Annotated in this window: 21 protein-coding genes; 7 read left to right on the top strand and 14 right to left on the bottom strand. The window is 63.2% G+C overall.

The features are described from left to right. Nucleotides 1–91: 91 nt before the first annotated feature. From hflX to KU43P_RS02550, 7 genes are all read right to left on the bottom strand, one after another. A complete protein-coding gene (gene hflX / locus KU43P_RS02580) occupies nt 92–1,393 on the bottom strand; it encodes a ribosome rescue GTPase HflX (protein WP_317660936.1) in 1,302 nt (433 codons plus the stop codon). A gap of 12 nt (nt 1,394–1,405) precedes the next feature. Beyond that, complete coding sequence (hfq, locus tag KU43P_RS02575) at nt 1,406–1,666, bottom strand: RNA chaperone Hfq (protein ID WP_003258160.1); 261 nt, start codon at nt 1,664–1,666, stop codon at nt 1,406–1,408. Between the two features lie 94 nt (nt 1,667–1,760). Further along, nucleotides 1,761–2,732: a tRNA (adenosine(37)-N6)-dimethylallyltransferase MiaA gene (gene miaA, locus KU43P_RS02570; protein ID WP_317660935.1), complete on the bottom strand. Its 972-nt coding sequence runs from the start codon at nt 2,730–2,732 to the stop codon at nt 1,761–1,763. Nucleotide 2,733: 1 nt separating this feature from the next. Then, nucleotides 2,734–4,632: a DNA mismatch repair endonuclease MutL gene (mutL, locus tag KU43P_RS02565; protein WP_317660934.1), complete on the bottom strand. Its 1,899-nt coding sequence runs from the start codon at nt 4,630–4,632 to the stop codon at nt 2,734–2,736. Beyond that, nucleotides 4,629–6,062: an N-acetylmuramoyl-L-alanine amidase gene (locus KU43P_RS02560; protein ID WP_317660933.1), complete on the bottom strand. Its 1,434-nt coding sequence runs from the start codon at nt 6,060–6,062 to the stop codon at nt 4,629–4,631. The genes mutL and KU43P_RS02560 overlap by 4 nt, the downstream gene beginning before the upstream one ends. Before the next feature lie 11 nt (nt 6,063–6,073). Further along, entirely contained in the window at nt 6,074–6,538 is a 465-nt protein-coding gene (gene tsaE, locus KU43P_RS02555) for a tRNA (adenosine(37)-N6)-threonylcarbamoyltransferase complex ATPase subunit type 1 TsaE (protein ID WP_411567244.1), read from the bottom strand. Continuing rightward, a complete protein-coding gene (locus tag KU43P_RS02550) occupies nt 6,535–7,395 on the bottom strand; it encodes an NAD(P)H-hydrate dehydratase (RefSeq protein WP_317660931.1) in 861 nt (286 codons plus the stop codon). Before KU43P_RS02550 ends, tsaE begins: the two co-directional genes overlap by 4 nt. A 65-nt stretch (nt 7,396–7,460) precedes the next feature. On the opposite strand from KU43P_RS02550, the gene queG reads away from it, so the two are divergent. Further along, entirely contained in the window at nt 7,461–8,525 is a 1,065-nt protein-coding gene (gene queG, locus KU43P_RS02545) for a tRNA epoxyqueuosine(34) reductase QueG (RefSeq protein ID WP_317660930.1), read from the top strand. Between the two features lie 102 nt (nt 8,526–8,627). Here queG and KU43P_RS02540 read toward each other — a convergent pair whose 3' ends face one another. After that, entirely contained in the window at nt 8,628–9,239 is a 612-nt protein-coding gene (locus KU43P_RS02540) for a trimeric intracellular cation channel family protein (RefSeq protein ID WP_027920741.1), read from the bottom strand. A 91-nt stretch (nt 9,240–9,330) separates the two neighbouring features. After that, on the bottom strand, nt 9,331–9,873 hold the full coding sequence (orn, locus tag KU43P_RS02535; protein WP_317660929.1) for an oligoribonuclease: 543 nt from the start codon (nt 9,871–9,873) through the stop codon (nt 9,331–9,333). A gap of 139 nt (nt 9,874–10,012) precedes the next feature. Here orn and rsgA point away from each other — a divergent pair, with 139 nt between their 5' ends. Beyond that, a complete protein-coding gene (gene rsgA, locus KU43P_RS02530; protein ID WP_317660928.1) occupies nt 10,013–11,044 on the top strand; it encodes a small ribosomal subunit biogenesis GTPase RsgA in 1,032 nt (343 codons plus the stop codon). A gap of 113 nt (nt 11,045–11,157) precedes the next feature. Continuing rightward, on the top strand, nt 11,158–11,637 hold the full coding sequence (locus KU43P_RS02525) for a molecular chaperone Tir (RefSeq protein WP_317660927.1): 480 nt from the start codon (nt 11,158–11,160) through the stop codon (nt 11,635–11,637). 44 nt (nt 11,638–11,681) lie between these two features. Here the strand turns inward: KU43P_RS02525 and motB are convergent, their stop codons facing one another. Then, nucleotides 11,682–12,695, bottom strand: a complete 1,014-nt coding sequence (gene motB / locus KU43P_RS02520; protein ID WP_317660926.1) for a flagellar motor protein MotB — start codon at nt 12,693–12,695, stop codon at nt 11,682–11,684. Nucleotides 12,696–12,698: 3 nt separating this feature from the next. Next, nucleotides 12,699–13,550, bottom strand: a complete 852-nt coding sequence (gene motA, locus KU43P_RS02515) for a flagellar motor stator protein MotA (protein ID WP_317660925.1) — start codon at nt 13,548–13,550, stop codon at nt 12,699–12,701. Between the two features lie 130 nt (nt 13,551–13,680). Between motA and KU43P_RS02510 the strand changes: the two genes are divergently transcribed. Genes KU43P_RS02510 through asd form a run of 3 tightly spaced genes read left to right on the top strand, consistent with a single transcriptional unit; the run spans nt 13,681 to nt 16,950 of the window. Further along, nucleotides 13,681–15,216, top strand: a complete 1,536-nt coding sequence (locus KU43P_RS02510; RefSeq protein ID WP_317660924.1) for an HDOD domain-containing protein — start codon at nt 13,681–13,683, stop codon at nt 15,214–15,216. A gap of 51 nt (nt 15,217–15,267) precedes the next feature. After that, nucleotides 15,268–16,077 (top strand): rhodanese-like domain-containing protein, encoded by an 810-nt coding sequence (locus KU43P_RS02505; protein WP_317660923.1) that lies wholly within the window; start codon nt 15,268–15,270, stop codon nt 16,075–16,077. A 9-nt stretch (nt 16,078–16,086) separates the two neighbouring features. After that, complete coding sequence (gene asd / locus KU43P_RS02500) at nt 16,087–16,950, top strand: archaetidylserine decarboxylase (RefSeq protein ID WP_317660922.1); 864 nt, start codon at nt 16,087–16,089, stop codon at nt 16,948–16,950. A 131-nt stretch (nt 16,951–17,081) separates the two neighbouring features. On the opposite strand, the gene serB is transcribed toward asd, so the two are convergent. Then, nucleotides 17,082–18,296, bottom strand: a complete 1,215-nt coding sequence (serB, locus tag KU43P_RS02495; RefSeq protein ID WP_317660921.1) for a phosphoserine phosphatase SerB — start codon at nt 18,294–18,296, stop codon at nt 17,082–17,084. A gap of 135 nt (nt 18,297–18,431) precedes the next feature. Here serB and KU43P_RS02490 point away from each other — a divergent pair, with 135 nt between their 5' ends. After that, nucleotides 18,432–19,895 (top strand): AhpA/YtjB family protein, encoded by a 1,464-nt coding sequence (locus KU43P_RS02490; RefSeq protein WP_317660920.1) that lies wholly within the window; start codon nt 18,432–18,434, stop codon nt 19,893–19,895. 81 nt (nt 19,896–19,976) lie between these two features. On the opposite strand, the gene KU43P_RS02485 is transcribed toward KU43P_RS02490, so the two are convergent. Further along, nucleotides 19,977–20,687 carry a membrane integrity-associated transporter subunit PqiC gene (locus KU43P_RS02485; protein ID WP_317660919.1) on the bottom strand — a complete coding sequence of 237 codons (711 nt, stop codon included), beginning with the start codon at nt 20,685–20,687 and terminating at the stop codon, nt 19,977–19,979. 175 nt (nt 20,688–20,862) lie between these two features. Continuing rightward, nucleotides 20,863–23,121 carry a DNA topoisomerase IV subunit A gene (parC, locus tag KU43P_RS02480; RefSeq protein ID WP_317660918.1) on the bottom strand — a complete coding sequence of 753 codons (2,259 nt, stop codon included), beginning with the start codon at nt 23,119–23,121 and terminating at the stop codon, nt 20,863–20,865. Nucleotides 23,122–23,127: the final 6 nt, after the last annotated feature.

Genomic DNA, 23,127 nt, shown 5'->3' with positions numbered 1-23,127 from the left:
TCTCCATCTGATAAAGCAAAGACGCGCCCACGGCGCGCCGTCCAATGCTACAGAATGCCTGCCACTGCCGCCCGGCGACCTCGCCGGGCATTTATTGCAAAGTGTGTTGCTCGACAAACACTTGCGGCTCCATGCCTTCACGGCTGACCAGGCGATTCAATTCGACCATGGGCAATCGCACACTCAGCAGGCTGCGCCCTTCTTCGTCATGCTCCTCACTCTGCACGGCACCCAGGGCAAAGAATTGCGCGCGCAAGCGGGCAAAACGCTGCTCCAGACACAGGGTACCGACAAACAGATCATCCCCCAGCAACTCGGCAATCGCCTGACCGACCAGCTCCAGGCCACGTCCATCGCGTGCCGATACCCAGACCCGCTCCGGCTTGCCATCGGCGTTGCGCTGGATCTGTGGCTCGACATCTTCAAGCAGGTCGAGTTTGTTATAGACCTCGAGGATCGGCAAGCCTTCGGCACCGATCTCGCCCAATACCGCCAGCACCTGCTCGATCTGCTCCATACGCTCCGGCTCATGGGCGTCGATCACGTGCAGCAGCAGGTCGGAGTTGCTCGACTCTTCGAGCGTAGCCCGAAAAGCCTCGACCAGCTTGTGTGGCAGGTGACGAATGAAGCCCACGGTGTCGGCCAGCACGATCGGCCCAAGGTCGTTGAGCTCGAGCCGGCGCAGGGTCGGGTCGAGGGTGGCGAACAATTGGTCGGCGGCGTAGACCTCGGATTCGGTCAGGGCGTTGAACAGCGTGGACTTGCCGGCGTTGGTGTAGCCCACCAGCGAAACCGACGGGATATCCGCGCGGCGGCGGCCACGGCGAGCCTGCTCACGCTGGCTGCGGACCTTTTCCAGGCGCCCCTTGATCTGCCGCAGGCGCACCCGCAGCAAGCGACGGTCGGTTTCAAGCTGGGTTTCACCCGGGCCGCGCAAGCCGATACCACCCTTCTGACGCTCAAGGTGGGTCCAGCCGCGCACCAGCCGCGTGCTCATGTGCTCGAGCTGGGCCAGTTCGACCTGCAGCTTGCCTTCATGGGTACGCGCCCGCTGGGCGAAGATATCGAGGATCAGCCCGGTACGGTCGAGCACGCGACACTCGAAGACACGTTCGAGGTTGCGCTCCTGACTGGGCGTGAGGGTGTGATTGAAAATCACCAGGTCTACCTGTTCGGCTTTGACCAGGTCGCGCAATTCCTCGACCTTGCCGCTGCCAATCAGGTATTTGGCGGTAGGCTGATGCCGTGCCACCGTGACCAACGAGACGATGTCGGCGCCGGCCGACAATGCCAGTTCCTGAAACTCCTGCGGATCTTCGCGCGCCTCAGGGTTCTGACCTTCCAAGTGAACGAGCAGCGCTCGCTCACCACCACCGTGGCGCTCAAAGAACAATGCAGGCTCCTATCAGGCGTTGCCTGGCTCGCTGTCACCGTGTTCGGAATCGGACGGGCTAGGCAGGCGAACCGGACGCGCAGGAACCACGGTCGAAATGGCGTGCTTGTAGACCATCTGGCTGACGGTGTTCTTCAGCAGTACCACGAACTGGTCGAAGGATTCGATCGAGCCCTGCAGCTTGATCCCGTTGACCAGATAGATCGAAACCGGGACCTTTTCTTTTCTCAAGGTGTTCAAGTAAGGGTCTTGTAGCGAATGCCCTTTTGACATATGCCGCACTCCTGTAAGGATCAATAGTAGAAAATCAAAGAAATCGATAAGTTGTGCCGCCCCTTCGCAAGAATAGACGGCAATCAGCAGGGACTCAGCTCAATATGGAGACGGCCCCAAGGTATTTCAAGGTGCGGGACAGATTGTCGCAGGCCAGGCTGTCGAGCCAATGTACGTCGGGCCAACCACGCAACCAGGTGAACTGCCGCTTGGCAAGCTGTCGGGTGGCAATGATACCGCGTTCTCGCATCTCATTCTCAGTCAGCTTGCCGTCGAGGTAGTCCCAGGCCTGCCGATAACCCACTGCCCGTATAGACGGCAGCCCGGCGTGCAAGTCACTTCTGGCTCGCAGCGATCGGACCTCGTCGACGAAGCCCTGTTCCAACATCTGCGCAAATCGTAGCGCAATTCGCTGATGCAAAATGTGACGATCTGTAGGAGCAATTGCCAAACTCGCGACAGTATAGGGCAAATGTGTGTCAGCGCCTGCGTCTGGCCCGCGACTTTCCGCGAATTGACGCTGGCGATGGGCCGTCATGCTCTCACCACTCACCCGGTACACCTCCAGCGCACGGATCAGCCGCTGCGGGTCGTTGGGGTGAATGCGGGCCGCCGACTCCGGGTCCACTTCTGCCAGTTGCCGGTGCAGTTCGGCCAGGCCCAGCGCCTGGGCCTGGGCCTCCAGCTCCGCGCGCACCGCGGCATCGGCTGCCGGCATGTCCGCGAGGCCATCGATCAGCGCCTTGTAATAGAGCATGGTGCCGCCGACCAGCAGCGGAATCTTGCCGCGCGAGGTGATCTCGGCCATAGCTTGCAGGGCATCGGCGCGGAACTGCGCTGCCGAATAGCTTTCGGCCGGGTCGCGAATGTCGATCAAGCGGTGCGGATGGGCGGCCAGGATTTCCTTGGAAGGCTTGGCCGAACCGATGTCCATGCCGCGATACACCAGCGCCGAATCGACACTGATCAGCTCGCAGGGCAGCACCTTGGTCAGCTCGATGGCCAGATCGGTCTTGCCGGCCGCCGTCGGGCCCATGAGAAATATTGCTGGGGGCTTGCCGCTCATGTCATCGACCGCGCAGGAAAAGTTTGTCCAGGTCGTCCAGGCCCATCTGGGTCCAGGTCGGTCGGCCGTGGTTGCACTGGCCGCTGCGCTCTGTGTTTTCCATGTCGCGCAGCAGGGCGTTCATCTCGGGGATGGCCAGGCGCCGATTGGCGCGCACTGCGCCGTGGCAGGCCATGGTGCCGAGCAGTTCGTTCAAATGCGCTTGAATGCGGTCGCTGGTGCCGTATTCCATCAGGTCGGCGAGCACGTCCTGGACCAGGCGGTTGGCCTCGGCTTGCTTGAGCAAGGCTGGAATCTGGCGGATCGCCAGGGTTTCAGGGCCCAGGCGCTGCAACTCGAAACCCAGACGCTGGAACCACTGCCCATGCTCTTCGGCGCAATCGGCCTCGCGCTGGCTCAGCGCTAGCGTCTCTGGGACCAACAACGGCTGGCCGCTGAGGCCTTCGCTGGCCATCGCCACCTTGAGGCGCTCGTACATGATGCGCTCGTGGGCGGCATGCATGTCCACCAGCACCAGGCCGACGGCGTTTTCGGCGAGGATGTAGATACCCTTGAGCTGCGCCAGCGCATAGCCCAGCGGCGGTATGTCGCCCTGGCTTTCGGGAAGCGTCGCAGGCGCCGCAGCACCGTCGTTCAACGGCTTGTAGAACTCGCGGTAGACCGCCTGGGTCTCAGCCGTCGGCAGCGGCTGCGACGGGCGCGGGGTGTACTGGTACTGATAGCCTGCGCCACTGCCGCCATTGGACACTGCAAACTGGGAAGCCTGAGGCTGCTCGAGCACCGGCGTGGCCAGGCGCATCTCGCCCTGCGGGCCGAACTCGCCGACCTGCTGGCCGGTCGGACGAACGATTTCGGCGGCCGCCGCAGGCGCCGCCAACTGGTCTTCCGGGCGAACATCGGCCAGGGCACGGTGCAAAGTGCCGTAGAGGAAGTCGTGCACCGACCGCCCTTCGCGGAAACGCACTTCGTGCTTGGTCGGGTGCACGTTGACGTCGACGCCGTTGGGCTCAAGCTCGAGGAACAGCACGAAGGTCGGGTGACGCCCGTTGAACAGCACATCGCGATAGGCCTGGCGCACGGCGTGGGCGACCAGCTTGTCGCGTACCGCTCGGCCATTGACGAAGAAATACTGCAGGTCGGCCTGGCTGCGCGAGAACGTCGGCAAACCGACCCAGCCCCACAGGCGCAGGCCATTGCGCTCGACGTCGATGGGCAGCGCCTGCTCCATGAAACCTGGGCCACAGATGGCACCGACTCTTCGTGCACGGGCTGTTTCATCGTGCGCTTCGTGCAGGCTGAGAATGCTTTTGCCGTTATGGCGCAGATGGAAGCCGACATCGAAGCGGGCCAAGGCCAGGCGCCGAATGACTTCCTGCAGGTGATCGAATTCGGTCTTCTCGGCCTTGAGGAACTTGCGCCGGGCCGGGGTATTGAAGAACAGATCGCGCACTTCCACTGAGGTGCCGACCGGATGCGCGGCGGGCTGCACCCGCGGCGTCATGTCACGCCCTTCGGTCTCGACCTGCCAGGCTTCGCTGGCGGCGGCAGTACGCGAGGTCAGGGTCAGGCGCGCGACCGAACTGATGGACGCCAGGGCCTCACCACGGAAGCCGAGGCTCAGCACGCCTTCAAGGTCTTCCAGTTCGCGAATCTTGCTGGTGGCGTGACGGGCAAGGGCCAGCGGCAGGTCGTCGGCGGAGATACCGCTACCATCGTCGCGCACCCGCAGCAGCTTGACGCCGCCCTGCTCGACCTCGACATCGATGCGCCGGGCACCGGAATCGAGGCTGTTTTCCAGCAGCTCCTTGGCCACCGAAGCCGGGCGCTCGACCACCTCGCCCGCAGCAATCTGGTTAGCCAGCCGCGGGCTCAGCAGCTGGATGCGCGAACCGCCGCTCATTGCTGTGAGGCCAGGGTGGTGGCAGGGATCGTGAGGTGCTGGCCAACCTTCAGCTCATCGCTCTTGAGGCTATTGCTGCTGCGCAGGTTGGGTACGCTGACCTGATAGCGCACGGCGATCATCGCCAGGGTTTCGCCAGGGCGCACGGTATGGTCACGCGGGCCCTGGGCAATCTTGCCACTGTCGCGCAGCCAGGCGACGTAGGTGCCAGGCGGCGGGTTTTGCTGGAAGTACTGCCGCACACCGGTATGGATCGAGCGGGCCAGGGCCTGCTGGTGGCTCGCAGTGGCCAGCTTGGCGGCTTCGTTGTTGTTCGAGATGAACCCGGTTTCAACGAGGATCGACGGAATGTCCGGCGATTTCAGCACCATGAAGCCCGCCTGCTCGACACGCTGCTTGTGCAACGAAGTGACCCGACCCATGTTGCCGAGCACCTTCTGCCCGACGTTGAGGCTGGAGCTGAGCGTGGCAGTCATCGACAGGTCGAGCAGTACGCCGGCCAGCATGCGATCTTTGTCATCGAGGCTGACATTGCCGGCACCGCCGATCAGGTCGGAGCGGTTTTCCGTATCGGCCAGCCAGCGTGCGGTCTCGGAGGTGGCACCACGGTCGGAAAGGGCGAACACCGAGGCACCAAAGGCGGCCCGCGACGGCGCGGCGTCGGCGTGAATCGAGATGAACAGGTCGGCGCCCTTCTTGCGAGCAATCTCCGTGCGCTTGCGCAGCGGGATGAAGTAGTCACCGGTACGGGTCAGCTCGGCGCGGTAGCCCTTCTCGGTGTTGATCTGGCGCTGCAGTTCCTTGGCGATCTGCAGCACGATGTCTTTTTCGTGCTGGCCGCGCGAGCCGGAGGCACCCGGGTCTTCGCCACCGTGACCGGCGTCGATGGCAACCACGATGTCGCGCTTGCCGGCTGGCACCGGCGGCAGCTTGATCGCAGGCTGTGCCGGGCTGACCGGCACCGCAGGGGTGGTCGCCGGGGTAGGTACTGGTGCAGGCGCTGGCGGTGGCGTGGTGGCCGCGATGGCATCGGACTCCTGGTCGTACAGGTCGACCACCAGGCGATTGCCATACTGGGCGTTGGGCGCCAGGGTGAAGCTTTTCGGTGTGACCGACTTCTTCAGGTCGACCACCACCCGCAAGTCGGTGGGCGTGCGCTGGGCAGAACGCACACTGCTGATCGGCGTGTTCGAGGTGGACACGTTCAGCGGGGCGGCCAAGGTCGCACCGTTGATGTCGATCACCAGGCGATCGGGCGCGCTCAGGGTGAAGACGCTATGCTGCACCGGGCCAGAAAGGTCGAAGACCAGCCGTGTGTTGTCCGGCGCGCGCCACAGGCGCATGCTCTTGACTTGCGTGACGGCCAGAGCGTCAACGGTCACCGCTGTCAGCAGCAGCCCAACGACAGCGACCAGTGCGCGTATGCGCATACCTACCCCACTTACTGTTTATTGTGTTCGGCCAGTGCAGTGCACCAGGCCTCGCCGCGAGCCCCCTGCGGCGAAAGGTTCAGCGAGCGTCCGCCCGCTTGGGGGCTTATGGTAATGGTCAGGTCGGGCTTTGGCAAAACGCCCGCACCCTTTTGTGGCCACTCGAACAGGCACAGCGGGTCGCCCTCGAAGTAGTCACGAATGCCCATGAACTCCAGCTCTTCCGGATCGACCAGGCGATACAGGTCGAAGTGGAAGGCACGCACCTCACCAATCTCGTAGGGTTCGACCACGGTAAAGGTCGGGCTTTTCACTGCACCAGTATGGCCCAGGCCACGGATCAGGCCGCGAGACAGGGTGGTCTTGCCAGCCCCCAGGTCACCTTCGAGGAAGATCACGCCGTGACCGCCGGTCACCTCGGCCAGTTTGGCGCCAAAAGCGACCGTGGCCGCTTCATCGGCCAGAAACAGGGTTATCCCAGACACGCAGAATGCTCCTCCAACAACTCACGAATGACCGGCGCCAGATCACTGGCCGCCAAGCCTCTACCTTTGCTCCCCAGATGCTCGCCCGCACAGGCGTGCAGCCATACCCCAAGGCATGCGGCATCCCAGGTATCCAGCCCTTGGGCCAGCAATGCACCGAGCACGCCGGTCAACACATCGCCCAGACCCGCCCCGGCCATCGCCGGATGGCCGCGCTCGCAGAGCGCCAGCTTGCCCACTGGGTCGGCGACCAGGGTGCCGGCGCCCTTGAGCACGCACACGCTGGCATAGCGCCGCGCCAGCTTGCGTGCGGCGCCGGCGCGGTCGGCCTGCACCGCCTCGGTGGAAATACCCAGCAGACGCGCTGCCTCCCCCGGGTGCGGGGTGAGAATACTGGCGCTGGGCAGGGCCAGTGGCGTGCGCGCCAGCAGGTTGAGCGCATCAGCGTCCCATACCTGCGGCCGCTCGGCATTGGTCACCGCCGACAGCAAGCTGCGCCCCCAGGCCGCCTGGCCCAGGCCCGGCCCCACCACCAGCACCGATGCACGCTCCAGCGGGGTCATCAGCTGGTTCGCCGAACTCACCCCCTGGCACATGACTTCCGGCAGGCGGGCAAGGCTTGCAGCAACGTGCTCGGTGCGGGTTGCCACGCTGACCAGACCGGCACCACAGCGCAACGCTGCCTCGGCAGCGAGCAGCACTGCACCACCGGTGCCGAGGTCGCCACCCACTACCAGCACGTGGCCAAAGTCGCCTTTCTGGGCATGCACAGGCCGTGCAGGCAGGCGTGCGACCGTCATGCCAGTGAGCAATTGCGGGGTGTGACCGGGGTGTTTGGTCTGGGGCATGGGGTCAAAGGCTCCAATGTCTGGCAGAATTATACGCACCTGAGCCCGTATTGCCTTACCCATCCATGCCTGCTTCCACACCTGACCTCGCCGCACTGGCCCAATCGATCAAGCATTGGGGCCGAGAACTCGGTTTTGCCCACGTCGGCATCGCCGGGGTGGATCTTGGCGAGCACGAACATCACCTGCAGCGTTGGCTCGATGCCGGCTACCAAGGCGAAATGGAGTACCTGGGCGCACACGGCAGCAAGCGCGCTCATCCCGAGCAGCTGATTCCCGGCACCGTGCGCGTAGTGTCGCTGCGCATGGACTATCTGCCCGGCGACACGCAAATGGCACAGCGTCTGGCCCAGCCGGAAAAGGCCTATGTGTCGCGCTATGCCCTGGGCCGCGACTACCACAAGCTGGTGCGCAAGCGCGTGCAGCACCTTGCCGACCGCATCCAGGAAGAGATCGGGCCGTTCGGCTACCGCGCCTTCGTCGACAGCGCCCCGGTGCTGGAAAAGGCCCTGGCCGAGAAGGCCGGGCTGGGCTGGATCGGTAAGAACACGTTGCTGCTCAACCGCAAGGCCGGCAGCTATTTCTTCCTCGCCGAGCTGTTCGTCGACTTGCCGTTGCCGGTGGACGAGGCGCACGCCAGCGAACACTGCGGGCGCTGCGAGGCGTGCCTGGATATCTGCCCGACCAAGGCCTTTGTCGGGCCTTATGTACTGGATGCGCGGCGCTGCATTTCCTACCTGACCATCGAGCTTAAAGGCGCGATTCCGGTGGAGTTGCGCTCGATGATGGGCAATCGGGTGTTCGGCTGCGATGACTGCCAGATCGTCTGCCCGTGGAACCGCTTCGCACGGCCGACCCAAGAAGATGACTTCCAGCCCCGGCATGGCCTGGAGAATGCCGAGCTGGCAGAGATGTTCCTGTGGGATGAGAGAACCTTCCTGCGCAAGACCGAAGGCGGGCCTTTGCGGCGGGCGGGGTATGAACGCTTTTTGCGCAACCTGGCGGTAGGGCTGGGCAATGCACCTTCGACGATTCCGGTGCTGGAGGCCTTGAAGGCGCGGCTAGACGACCCGTCGGAGCTGGTGCGCGAGCATGTGCAGTGGGCACTGGAACGGCATGGTGTGGCGTAGAGGCTGGTAGGTGCATACCTTGCCTCTTGTGGCGGCATTGAGAGCGAGCACCGCGCGGGCGGCGCTCGATCCCAACCGCACAGAAAGCCTAAAGACGAATACTCATTGCTGGTCGTTGTAGTGGAACTTGGGCATTTCCCAATGAAAGCGAATGGCCAGCAACCGCACCAGAAACCCACCAAACAGGGTCAGCAACATGGCCTGCTCGGCTGGCAACTTGAAATACACGCACCCCAGGTAGAACCACGCCGCCGCAAACGACACGCTTGCATACAGCTCACGACGAAACACCAACGGAATGTCGTTGCAGAAGATGTCCCGCAAAATACCGCCGAACACCCCGGTAATCACCCCGCTGATCGACGCCACCAGCATGCCCTGCCCCATTTCCAGCGCCGTCATGCAGCCAATCAGGGTAAAGGCCACCAGCCCAAGGGCGTCTAGCACCAGGAAAAGCGAGCGTAGACGGCGCATCATCGGGGCGATGAAAATCGTCAGCAGCGCAGCCAGGCTGGTCAGCACCAGGTACTCGGGGTGTTTCACCCAGGTCAATGGGTAATGCCCGAGCAGTACGTCGCGCACCGAGCCACCACCCAGGGCGGTGACACAGGCGATCAGCACCACGCCGAACCAGTCCATGCCGCGGCGGCCGGCAGACAAGGCGCCGGTCATGGCTTCGGCGGTGATGGCGATGAGGTAGAGCATCAGCAACATGGTGCGGGTCCGTGCGAGAAAGGCGCGCAGTCTAACCAGTTGCCCCAGGCACCAAAAGAGGGCGCCGATACATTATCTGCGCCCCTTCGGCTCACACCTTGATGAAGTGTTCGCGGTAGTGACGCAGTTCGGCGATCGACTCGCGGATATCGTCCAACGCCAGGTGGGTGCTGCCCTTCTTGAAGCTGTCACGCACGTCCGGCGCCCAGCGTGCAGCCAGCTCCTTCACGGTGGAGACGTCGAGGTTGCGGTAGTGGAAGTAGTTTTCCAGGCTGCGCATGTGACGATAGAGGAAGCGGCGGTCCTGGCAGATGCTGTTGCCGCAGATCGGCGACTTGCCTTTGGGCACCCACTGCTCGAGGAAGGCGATGGTCTGCGCCTCGGCTTCGGCCATGCTGACCTTGCTTTCGCGCACGCGCTGGGTCAGACCCGAGGCGCCGTGGGTGCGGGTATTCCACTCGTCCATGCGCGCCAGCACTTCGTCGCTGTGGTGGATCGCGATTACCGGCCCTTCGGCCAGGGTGTTCAGCTCGCTGTCGGTGACAATGGTGGCCATCTCGATGATGACGTCGCTATCCGGATCCAGACCGGTCATTTCCAGGTCGATCCAGATCAAATTCTGTGGGTTCTGCATGCAGGGCTCCTCGTATAGGCGCTCATATTAGCCTAGCGGGAGTGGCCTGCGCATGCGCGCTGCTACGCCAAGGGCAATGGTCCGGCGCCTGGCGTGCTAAACTGCCCGCCGATTTCATTCGCCCCTCCACGGAACTTCCATGGCCAAACGCCAGCTCAACCGCCGCCAGAACTGGCGTATCGAAAAAATCCAGAACGAACGCGCCGCACGCGCCGCCAAACGCGAACAGCATGCGCTGCAGGAGCTGGAGGGTGGCGACCTGGGGCCGGAACAACTCGGCCTGGTGATTGCCCACTTCGGTGTGCAGGTCGAGGTCGAGGCCCAGGACGGCGAGGCCGCAGGCCAGGTATTCCGCTGCCACCTGCGGGCCAACCTGCCGGCGCTGGTCACCGGCGACCGGGTGGTATGGCGTGCAGGCAACCAGGGCATTGGCGTGATCGTCGCGCAGATGCCGCGCAGCACCGAACTGTGCCGGCCGAACAACCACGGCCAGCTCAAGCCAGTGGCGGCCAACGTCGATTTGATCGTGATCGTGTTCGCGCCGGCTCCCGAGCCACACCCGAACCTGATCGACCGCTACCTGGTGGCCGCCGAGCATGCCGGCATCCGCCCGCTGCTGCTGCTGAACAAGGCCGACCTGATCGACGAAGAAAACGGCCCGGGCTTGCACGCCTTGCTCGAAGTCTACCGCGAGCTGGGATACCCGCTGCTGGAAGTCTCGGCGCACCACGGCGACGGCATGCAGCGCTTGCAGCAGATGCTGGACGGGCACATCAGCGTGTTCGTCGGCCAGTCGGGCGTGGGCAAGTCATCGCTGGTGAACAGCCTGTTGCCCGATGCCGGCACCCGCGTGGGCGATCTTTCAGAATGGTCCGGCCAGGGCACGCATACCACCACCACTGCGCGCTTGTACCACTTCCCCAATGGCGGTGACCTGATCGACTCGCCTGGCATTCGCGAGTTCGGCCTGGGCCATGTCAGCCGCAGCGACGTGGAAGATGGCTTCATCGAGTTCCGAGACCTGTTCGGCACCTGCCGTTTTCGCGACTGCAAGCACGACCGCGAGCCCGGTTGCGCGCTGCTCAAGGCGCTGGAAGAAGGCCGTATCAAGCCGCAACGGATGAGCAGCTACCGCTCGATCATTGCCAGCCTGCCGGAAGATAGCTACTGATCTGTAGGATCTTTTACTGCAGAACGTAGGAAAGCTCCGGATTTACCGTCATCTATTGCTCCGCTTGCTGCTTTCCCTGATGGTCATGTCTTCTATCAGGGAGGGCAACCGAAATGCCGGTGTTCATCAGCTACCGCCACGAAGAGCGGCTTGACGCCTTCATTCTCAACGAGCGCCTGCTGCTCGAAGGCATTCCCGCACAACTGGTCCTGTTCGACTGTGACGGGCAGACCAGCGAAGACCTGTATGGCAGCTTCTGCCAGCACATAAGTGATGCGACCCACTGGATTGGCCTGCTGCCAGAGGACTTCACCGAAGATTGGTGGACAGCCTGGCTGTTGGGGGCAGCGGTAATGGCCAGCCGCAGGGTGAGTTTCTTCCAGCCCGCCGGCGATGCGCTGCCAGCGCACCTGGGTAGATGGCCGACAATGCGCGAGCGAACGCATATCGACCTGTTCGTCAGGGCTTATCACGACGAACGCACCTTCGCCCGCGCCCTGACCCTGCCGGCGCCGGGTGGCAGCTGGGCGGACCGGGACAACGCGGACTACTTCCATGCCGACCTGAAGGCCAAGATTCGGCGAGGGTTTTGAAAGCAAAGGGGCCGGCGATGGGGTGCGCAGCGGCCCCTCGGGCCTTACTGGTCCTTGGCCTCATCCATCTTCAAGGTACCGTCCTCGAAGATGTTCAGCTTCTGGCGCAGCTCACGGGGCTGCATCGGCGCATCGTCAGCGCCAGGTGCCGTCGAAGCACCGGGCGCTGCAGGCGCGGGCGCCTGAGCCGGTGGCGCCTCTGGCGTACCCTGCTCGCCCTCGATGTTGCGCTGGGCCTTCTTGGTCAGAACGATGATGTCGATACGGCGGTTGACCGGGTTGAACGGGTCCTTGCGGTCAAACAGCGACGACGAGGCATACCCCACAACACGCGCCACCTGGTCATCCGGGTAGCCACCCGCCACCAGCGCACGGCGCGCGGCATTGGCGCGGTTGGCCGAAAGCTCCCAGTTGCCGAATTCGCCACTGCCCGAATAAGGCTTGGCATCGGTATGGCCACTGATGCTGATCTTGTTCGGCACCGCCTTGATGGTGTCGGCCATGGCCAGCAGGATGTCTTCGAAGTACGGCTGCAGACGGGCACTGCCAATGTCGAACATCGGCCGGTTCTCGGCGTCCATGATCTGGATGCGCAAGCCATCCTGGGTGATCTCGAACAGGATCTGGTCCTTGAACTTCTGCAGCTGCGGGTTCTCTTCGACCTTGTTCTGCAACTCTTGCAGCAACAGCTCCAGGCGCTCGCGCTCGACCTGTTCGGCCATGGTCTCGACCTGGTCCTTGTCCAGTTGGATGCTGGTGTCAGGCGTAGGCTCGGACTTCTCTTCCGGGTTGATGGTCTTTTCCGGTGCCAGTTGCGGAGAGCCACCCAGGTCGATGATGTAGGGCGTTCCACTCTCGGAAAAGCCGATCGGATCCTTGAAATAGCCGGCGATGGCGATCTTCTGCTCAGGCGTGGCCGTGGACAGCAGCCACAGCACGAGGAAGAAGGCCATCATCGCTGTGGCGAAGTCGGCGAAGGCGATCTTCCAGGCACCGCCATGATGCCCGCCACCATAGCGCTTGACGCGCTTGATGATTATCGGCTGATTGTTTTCCATGGATCAGCGACCGCGAACCGCTTGTTCCAGCTCGGCGAAGCTCGGGCGGTGCTTCGGATACAGCACTTTGCGCCCGAATTCCACGGCCAGCGAAGGCGGCATGCCGGAGGCCGAAGCCACCAGCGACGCCTTGATCGATTCATAGAGATTGAGCTCTTCCTTGGCATCGTGCTCCAGGCACTTGGCCAGCGGGCCGAAGAAGCCATAGGCCGCCAGAATACCGAAGAAGGTACCGACCAGCGCCGCACCCACGTGCAGGCCGATGGACTTCTGGTCGCCATCACCCAGCGACGCCATGGTCACCACGATACCCAGTACCGCCGCGACGATACCGAAACCCGGCATGCCGTCGGCAATGCCGCTGACCGCGTGCGACGGGTGCTCGAGTTCTTCCTTCATGCTCAGCAGTTCCATGTCGAACAGGCCCTCAAGCTCGTGCGGCGCCATGTTGCCGGTGGACATGATGCGCAGGTAGTCGCAGATGAAGGCGGTCATGCGCTCATCGCCCAGCACGGCGGGGTATTTGGCAAAGATCGGACTGGCTGCGGCGTCTTCGATATCACTCTCGATGGCCATCATGCCTTCACGGCGGCTCTTGTTGAGGATCTCGTAGATGAGGCCCAGTACTTCCAGGTAGAACGTATGAGTGAAGCGCGTGCCGAACATCTTCATCGACTTCTTGATTACATGCATGGTCATGTAACCAGGGTTGGCCTGCATGAATGCGCCAAAGGCCGCACCGCCGATGATCAGCACTTCGAACGGCTGGATCAGCGCCGCGATCTTGCCGTGGGAGAGCACATATCCGCCGAGCACGCTCGCGAATACGACGATGATGCCGATAATTTTAGCCATAGGTTCAAAGCACTTGCTGTCGTGGTCAGGGTGAGGGACGGGAGCTTTAAAACTCTTCTTCTACTTATCGGCAGAACTGCGCCAGACTATAGCCACATAATGAGAAAAGCCAGTTCGGACTGATGTCAAAATGCCAATGGAATCCAAGGTGCCCACTCAGAATCCGCGTACCCTAGAAGCCTGGGTCAAGCTGCTCGACGGTGTCCGTGTACCGGTACCGAAGCAGAGTTACGACCGGGTCATGAGCGCCATCAACGATAGCCGCCGCTCCCTGCGCGACATCGCCGAACTGATGCAGGACAGCCCGGCCCTGGTGCTGTCGGTGATGCGCGAGGCCAACCACCCGGCCAACGCCAGCCAGGCCGAGCCTGCCGAAAGCCTGGAAATTGCCCTCAACCGCCTGGGCCTGGCGCGTACCCGCGAGCTGCTCATGCGCCTGCCGGCCCTGCCGGATGACGATATCCCACCTGTACTGCGCCAGTTTCTGCTGATCAGCCAACACGCTTCTCAACAGGCCAGCGGGCTGTTCGCAAGCCGCCTGGCGCGGCTTTGGCAGGAGATTCACTGGGGCAGCCTGCTGTTTCTCTCGCCACTGTGGCCAATGGCGCTTACCTACCCGAAACTGCTCGATGCCTGGGAACTGCGGGTTATCCACAAGGGCGAAGAGGCCGAAGAGGTCGAGCTCGAACTGTTTGGCGTACGCATCATCGCGCTGTGTCGGGCCTTGGCCGAGCACTGGCGACTGTCGCAGTGGGTCACCCAGGGCTACCGCATGCTACTGGAGGAGCGCGAACAGCTTGGCCAGATCCTCGCCATCGCCCGCGACGAAGACCTCCTGAGCCAGCAGCATCGCCTGGACGAAGCTCCCGCACTGAGCCGCTGGTTCAACCAGCCGGCCAATACCGTACTGCTGGCCAACAACCTGGCCCTGGCTGCGCAAGTGGGTTGGGACAACCCTCATCTACTGCGCTGGCAGTTACTGACCGCGCTGTATTTGCAGACCTCGCTGGAAGATGTGCAACAACAGGTTCACCAACAGGCTGCCGCCAGTGCCCGGCGCCACGCCAGGCACGCGCTGTTCCACCCGGCCGAGGCGCTGCTCTGGCCCTGGCACCAGCGCCGCCCACATCCCGACATGCTGGCGCCCCCGCCGCCTTCCCCCGAGCAACTCGGCCGCTGGCGCACGCTGTGCCAGGACCTATTGGCCCAGCCCAGCCCGTTCAGCAATGGCGTACACTTGGCCACTCAGGCACGCGAGGCCCTACAGGCGTGCGGTATGCAGCGCATTCTGCTGCTCAGCCTGGACAAGGCCAGCGACCTGCTGCGCGTGCAGCAGGCGGCCGGCCTGCCCAAGGAGGCAGCGGCAATTGCCCTGCCCCTTGCGCAGAACAAGCTGCTGCAGAAACTAGTCAGCAAAGCCGGACAACTGCGCCTGACGCCAGAAAACCACAGCCAATTCTCGGCGCTGCTGCCGCCAGCACTGCGCGCGCTGTTCCGTAGCGAACATGTGCTGCTGCGCTCGCTTGCGGTCAATGAGCAGGTGCTGATGCTGGCGGTGGCCGACCAGGGAGGCAAACCGCTGGCCGACCTGAGCGTGCAGGCTTTCGGCAAGACCGCGCAATGCATTGAACGCGCGCTGGCGGTGTTCGCCAATCGCAATGCCTGAGCCTGACCCTTGCGCTACAATCGCCCCCTCTTTCCACACTGGAGACCGTGGATGACCGATTTTTCCGGACTGCCTCTGGTGATCGAGCCCGAGGATTTGTTGCCGCGCCTGGATTCACCCCAATTGATCCTTGTCGACCTGAGCAGCGCCAACCGCTATGTCAGCGGCCATATCCCTGGCGCTCGCTTCGTCGAAGGCAAGCGTACCCAGCTGGGCCTGCCGCCAGCGCCCGGCCTGCTGCCCGCCCTTGGCGACCTGGAGAAACTGTTCAGCGAGCTCGGCCACCACGACGATGCCGTCTACGTGGTCTACGACGATGAAGGCGGTGGCTGGGCCGGTCGCTTCATCTGGATGCTCGACGTGATCGGTCACTCGGCCTATCACTACCTCAACGGCGGCATCCAGGCCTGGCCGGCAGACAAGCTGGTGACCGAAGTACCGGCACCGGCCAACACGCCTGTACGCTTGCACGTGCATAGCGAGCCAACCGCCACCCGCGAATACCTGCAAAGTCGCCTTGGCAAAGACGACCTGGTCATCTGGGATGCCCGTGCGCCCCAGGAATTCAGCGGAGAGAAGCTGCTGGCGGCCAAGGGCGGGCATATTCCCGGCGCCATCAATTTCGAATGGACCGCAGGCATGGATCTGAACGACCACCTGCGCATCCGCAAGGACATCGCCGATGTTCTGAAAGAAAAGGGCATCACCCCTGACAAGGAAGTGATCACCCATTGCCAGTCACACCGCCGCTCCGGTTTCACCTACCTGGTGGCCAAAGCCCTCGGCTACCCACGCATCAAGGCCTACGCCGGTTCGTGGAGCGAATGGGGCAACCACCCGGACACGCCTGTAGAAGTCTAAGGAACCTGCATGAAATCCCGTTTGTTCATCATCAGCCAGTACCTGCTACCGCACCACCTGCTGTCGCGGTTGGCCGGCTGCGTCGCCGAGTGCCGCGCACGCTGGTTCAAGAACGCATTCACCGCCTGGTTCGCCAAGCGCTACCAGGTGAACATGAGCGAAGCGCTGGTCGAAGACCTCAGCGCCTACGAGCACTTCAACGCCTTCTTCACTCGCGCGCTGAAGCCGGGCGCCCGCCCGCTGGACGAAACCCCAGGGGCGATCCTCTGCCCGGCCGATGGTGCCGTGAGCCAACTCGGCCCGATCGAGCATGGCCGTATCTTCCAGGCCAAGGGCCACAGCTTCAGCGCCCTGGAGCTGCTCGGTGGCGACCCGGCTCTGGCCGCACCGTTCATGGGTGGCGAGTTCGCCACCATCTACCTGTCGCCGAAGGACTATCACCGCGTGCACATGCCGCTGGCCGGTACCCTGCGCGAGATGGTCTACGTACCGGGCCGCCTGTTCTCGGTCAACCAGACCACGGCAGAAAACGTCCCTGAGCTGTTCGCTCGCAACGAGCGCGTGGTGTGCCTGTTCGATACCGAGCGCGGGCCGATGGCCGTGGTGCTGGTCGGTGCGATGATCGTCGCCTCGATCGAGACGGTCTGGGCCGGGCTGGTCACGCCGCCGAAGCGTGAACTGAAAACGTTCCGGTATGACGAAGGCAGCCGTGCGCCTATCCACCTGGAAAAAGGTGCGGAGCTGGGCCGCTTCAAGCTGGGTTCCACAGCCATCGTGCTGTTCGGGCCGGAGCAGGTGAAGTGGGCAGAAAACCTGGGGGCCGGGTCGGCAACCCGCATGGGTGAGCTGCTGGCGGTGCCTGCGCAGGGTTGATGCGCTGCATGTCGGGCCGCTTTGCGGCCCATCGCCGGTAAGCCGGCTCCCACAATCTGCGCAGCGCTGCATAATCCTGTGGGAGCTGGCTTGCCAGCGATTGGGCTGCCAAGCAGCCCCGGAATTTCAGATCAGACGCGGGCGTCGCGGTCGCGCAGCCCCAGCAGGTACAGCACCCCATCCAGCCCCAGGGTGGAAATCGCCTGCTTGGCCGACTGGCGCACCAGCGGCTTGGCGCGGAAGGCCACACCCAGGCCGGCCAGCGACAGCATCGGCAGGTCATTGGCACCATCACCCACGGCAATCGTCTGCTCGAGCTGCAAGCCCTCCTCGCTCGCCAGCTGCTGCAGCAGCTCGGCCTTGCGCTGGGCATCGACGATCGGCTCCACGGCCACGCCGGTCACCTTGCCGTCGACCACCTCCAGCTCGTTGGCGAACACGTAGTCAATGCCCAGGCGCGCCTGCACCTGCTTGGCAAAATAGGTGAATCCACCGGAAAGAATCGCGGTCTTGTAACCCAGGCGCTTGAGTTCGGCGAACAGATTTTCCGCGCCCTCGGTCAGGCGCAGGGAAGCACCGATTTCGTCCAGAACGCTGACATCCAGCCCCTTGAGCAGCGCCATGCGCTCCTTGAAGCTGGCGCGGAAGTCCAGCTCGCCGCGCATCGCGCGCTCGGTAATGGCGGCGACCTGCTCACCAACGCCCGCAGCCTTGGCCAGCTCGTCGATGACCTCGGCCTCGATCAGCGTCGAGTCCATGTCGAACACCGCCAGACGGCGGTTACGGCGGAACAGGTCGTCCTTCTGGAAGGCAATGTCGATGCTCAACGCTTCGGACAAGGCAAAGAAGTCGGCACGCAAGGCCTGAGTGTCGCTCGGCACGCCGCGCACGGAAATCTCCACGGCTGCCTTGCCTTTTTCGCTCGGGGCATCCAGCGCCACGCGGGCAGACAGCCGCTCGATACGCTCGATGGTCAGGCCGTACTGGCTGATGACTGCGCTGACCCGTTGCAGCTGCTCCGGCGTGACCTTGCGGCTTAGCAAGGTCACGATATGGCGAGCCTCGCCATGACCATCGGCCCAGTGCTGGTAATCCGCTTCGGAAATCGGCGTGTAGCGGGCCTGAAGGTTCAGTTCGTGGGCCTTGGACTGCACGCTCTGCAGCAGGCTGGTGGCCACTTCGTTGTCCGGGATGTCGACCAGAATGCCGAACGACAAGGTGCCGTGCATGACGGCCAGGCCAATGTCGAGGATGTTCACACCGCCCTGGAGCAGGACGCCGGTAATTGCGGCAGTGAGACCGGGACGGTCCTCACCGGTGATGTTGATCAGGACGATTTCGCGCACAACCTGGCTCCGACTTCGATGAAAAATGCGCATTCTACCGATTTTCCATGACCATCGGGCGCCAACGATACTTTGCCGACAAAACACGGGTCGCTATACTGCGCAACACTTTTCTGCCATTAAGAGCCGCGCTCTGTGAACCGGCCCACGCCCGTCAAACCAGATAACTTCTTCCTCATGATCTTCCGTGCCCTGCGCCAACGTCGCGTTCCACTGGCACTGCGCATCGCCAGCACCAACATTTTCCTGGTGGCGCTGGCGCTGGTGATCTATGCCTGTGTGATGGGCCTGCAGTTCAAGCAGGCCATGCACGAACAGGCCGACGCCCTTGGCCAGAGCCTGACTACCCAGACCGCCACCTCGGCGACCGAGCTGCTGGTGTCCAACGACATCCTCAGCCTCAATGTGTTGCTGGGCAACCTGGTGAAGAACCCGCTGGTGGCCCATGCGGCGATCTACAGCGTGGACAATCGCATACTCGCCGAAGCCGGCCAGCGCCCGCGCAACAGCCTGCTGGGTGAAGCGCAAGGCCTGTACCAGACCAAGATCACCTTCCAGGACGTGACTGCCGGGCAGCTGCGCATCAGCCTGGACATGAGCCAGTTCCAGCAGCCGATGCTGATCAGCCTGCAGAGCATGGGCATCCTGGCCGCGATCCTGCTGGCCCTGGCGCTGAGCCTGAGCCTGCGCCAAGGCCGCCACATCACCCTGCCGCTGTTGCAACTGCGTGTGTGGCTGCGCGACCCACACCCCTACACCCCGGCCATCGACCGCCAGGATGAGATCGGCGATATCGCGCGCCAGCTGCATGCTCGCCTGGCCCCGCCGCCACCGCCTGAGCCCGAGCCGGAAGAAGAGGACGAAGAGCAGTTCGATGACTTCCACGCAGACGTGCCTGCACCTGCGCCGAAAGCCGCGCCACGGGCCAAGGTCTTGGTCGATGCTGACGAGGACGACGACGAGGCCTTCGCCGGGCTGCTGGATGAGGAGCCCGCACCCAAGCAGGCCGTGGTCAAATCCGACGAGCCGCAGTACACCGCGGTGCTCGCGGTCCAGCTCGGCTCCCAGGAGCAACTGCGCCGCCTGCCGCGCACACGCCTGACCGAACTGCTGGAGCGCTACCGCGACTGCCTGGAACAGGCAGCCTCGCTGTACGAAGGCGAAACCTTCACGCTCAATGACGGCAGCACCCTGGTGCTCTTCCACAGCAGCGACTGTGGCGAGGATTACCTGACCAACGCGATTTGCTGTGGTGAGTTGCTGCGCGCCCTGGGCCACGCCTTGCAAATCGAGGTCGCCGACAGTGGCATCACCCTGCAGCTACAGCTTGGGCTGACCCTGGGCGATGACCTGCAAGGGCTGGAGCAGGTTGACCTGCTGATGGAAGAAAAGGCCCAGGATGCCCTGGCGCTGTCCCAGCACAGCCGCAACCTGCTATTGGTGGAGCGGCCGATCAGCGATGACGCGCTGATTCGTCAACGTGCACGCATTCGACCGATTGCCAGCCCTGAGGGCGCTTGCTGTGTTGAGCGGTTGATGGAGCCTTATCCGTCGATGCTGGAGCGGCAGTTGGCGCGCATGCACGAACGCAGGGCCTGATAGCGCCTACATGGGTATGTGTCATACCCAGATATGAAAAAGCCCGCACAAGTGCGGGCTTTTTCATATCTGGCAGAACCATCAGAACCGATAGACTTCCATATCGGTACGGATCGGCGAAGCCATCGGAATCTTCGACTTCTCCGGCTCCTTCTTAACCTGCACCGGTGCCGCAGGCTTCTTCGGCGTCTCCTCGGCTATCGCCGGCTGGTTGGCCAGCGGCTTGACCGCCACGCTCAACTGTTCGGCCAGCTTCTGCAGCAATTGCCCCTGGGCCTGTACCTGCGAAGACTCGCTACCCTCGTGCTGCTGCTCGAGGTGAACGATACGGTTGTCACGCACATGGCCACGGCGGTCGAGCACGCGCCATTGGGCATCAAGAATCGCCGGCTGGTTCTTGCCCGAGTCCAAACGGGTGATCGACAGCAACACCTGCACGTCTGGCGTGAAGCCGGTGCTGGCAGGTGCCAGGACCACACGCTGGCTGTCCAGGCGCCAGGCAAGCTGACGGACCAGCAGTTGGTCGATGTCTGCCGACAGGCTGCCAGCCCAACGACCGTCGGTCGCCGAACTCAGGCTTCCATCGGCCTGGCGCTGCAGGAATGTTTCGCGTTGCAGGTAATCGGCGACCGACACCGGGCCGAGCACCACGGCCATGCCCGCACTTTGCGAAGGCTGGCCAGGATCACCGCTGTCGAGCTGATACAAGGCAACCGGCTGATGCATGCTGCATCCGCTCAGCCCCAGCAAGCCCGTCATCAACAGCGCAAATGGAAGGCGCAGAAATCTCATTCATCCCATCCAAGCGGTCGCCCCCGGCAAACCGCAGTGATACTGATATTCGTTCATTCGGGCACACGGCCACGCCGGCACCACAAGGTGCACTATCATCCGCGAAATGTCGGTCCGACTCCAGCATTTCCGCCTGGAACGGCGCTGAAAATGCCGTTCCAGACCATTCATCGGGTCAGGCCGGCCCCTCTACCTGTAACCCATCGACACGCTGGAACCCGCGTGGCAGCTTGCTGCCGCGCCGGCCCCGCTCCCCCTTGTAATGCTCAAGGTCGTCGGGTTTCAGGGACAGGGTACGCTTGCCAGCTTGCAAAACAAGGGTTGCACCCTCGGCAATCACGGCAAGATCGGTGACATATTCTTCACGACTGGCCACCCGATCACCAGGCACGCCGATGATCTTGTTGCCCTTGCCTTTGCCCAGTTGCGGCAGGTCAGCCACCTTGAACACCAGCAAACGACCTTCGGTGGTCACTGCCGCCAGCCAATCCTGCTCACGGTTGGCCACCGGACGCGGGCTGATCACCTTGGCGCCGTTGGGCAGGCTGAGCAGGCCCTTGCCGGCCTTGTTCTTGGCCTGCAGGTCTTCGCCCTTGACCACGAAGCCGTAGCCGGCGTCGGAAGCCACCACATACAGGGCATCATCTTCAGGCAACAGCACACACTCGAACGTGGCGCCCGGTGGCGGCGTCAGGCGGCCGGTCAACGGCTCACCCTGGCCTCGCGCCGAAGGCAGGGTATGCGCAGCCAGCGAGTAGCTGCGCCCGGTGGAATCGATGAGGACGGCGAACTGGTTGGATCGGCCTGCGGCAGCGGCCTTGAAACCGTCACCCGCTTTGTAGGAAAGGCCGGTTGCGTCGATATCGTGGCCCTTGGCGCAGCGCACCCAACCCTTTTCCGACAGCACCACGGTGACCGGTTCGGTTGGCATCAACTCGTTTTCGGACAAGGCCTTGGCTTCGGCACGCTCGACAATTGGCGAGCGGCGATCGTCACCGTAGGTTTCGGCGTCCTTGATCAGTTCGCTGCGCACCAGTTTGCGCAGCTTGGCATCGCTGCCGAGCAGGGCTTGCAGCTTGGCCTGCTCCTTGAGCAATTCGTCCTGCTCACCACGGATTTTCATCTCTTCCAGGCGCGCGAGCTGACGCAGGCGGGTCTCGAGAATGTATTCGGCCTGGATCTCGGTCAGCTCGAAGCGGGCGATCAACGCCTGCTTGGGATGCTCCTCGGTGCGGATGATGTGAATCACTTCATCCAGGTTGAGGAACGCAGTGAGCAAGCCTTCCAGCAGGTGCAAACGTTTCTCGACCTTGTCCAGGCGGTGCTGCAGACGGCGACGAACGGTGCCGATGCGGTACTCCAGCCATTCCAGCAGCAAGGCGCGCAGGTTCTTCAGCTGTGGCCGGCCGTCGAGGCCGATGATGTTGACGTTGACCCGGTAGCTGCTTTCCAGGTCGGTGGTGGCGAACAGGTGCTGCATCAGCTCGGCCGCATCCACCCGGTTGGAGCGTGGGATGATGACGATACGGCATGGGTTCTCGTGGTCCGACTCGTCACGCAGGTCGGCGACCATCGGCAGCTTCTTGGCCTGCATCTGCGCGGCGATCTGTTCCAGCACCTTGGCACCGGAAACCTGGTGCGGCAGCGCGGTGACAACGATATCGCCGTCCTCGACCCGATATACGGCGCGCATGCGGATCGAACCACGGCCACTTTCGTAGATCTTCAGGATCTCGGCACGCGGGGTGATGATCTCGGCTTCGGTCGGGTAATCCGGGCCCTGGATGTGCTCGCACAACTGTTCGATGGTGGCCTTCGGCTCGTCGAGCAGGCGCACGCAGGCGCTGGCCACTTCACGCAGATTGTGCGGCGGCACGTCGGTGGCCATGCCCACGGCAATACCCGTGGTGCCATTGAGCAGGATGTTCGGCAGGCGCGCTGGCAACACCGCAGGCTCCTGCAGGGTGCCGTCGAAGTTAGGCACCCAGTCCACGGTGCCCTGGCCCAGTTCGCTGAGCAGCACCTCGGAGTAACGCGACAGACGCGCCTCGGTATAACGCATGGCCGCGAACGACTTCGGATCGTCTGGCGCACCCCAGTTACCCTGGCCGTCGACCAGCGTATAGCGGTAGCTGAAGGGCTGCGCCATCAGCACCATGGCCTCGTAGCAGGCCGAATCACCGTGGGGGTGGAACTTGCCGAGCACGTCGCCGACGGTACGCGCCGACTTCTTGTGCTTGGCGTCGGCATCGAGCCCCAACTCGCTCATGGCATAGACGATGCGTCGTTGCACAGGCTTGAGGCCGTCGCCGATATGCGGCAGGGCCCGGTCCATGATTACGTACATGGAATAGTTGAGGTAGGCCTGTTCGGTGAAGTCAGCCAGCGATCGGCGTTCGACGCCGTCGAGGCTGAGTTCCAGTGGGTCGCTCATGCGGGC

Source organism: Pseudomonas sp. KU43P, assembly GCF_033095865.1.
Taxonomy (GTDB): domain Bacteria; phylum Pseudomonadota; class Gammaproteobacteria; order Pseudomonadales; family Pseudomonadaceae; genus Aquipseudomonas.
Note: the sequence above shows the minus strand (reverse complement) of the source record. Positions and strands in the feature narration are given on the sequence as shown.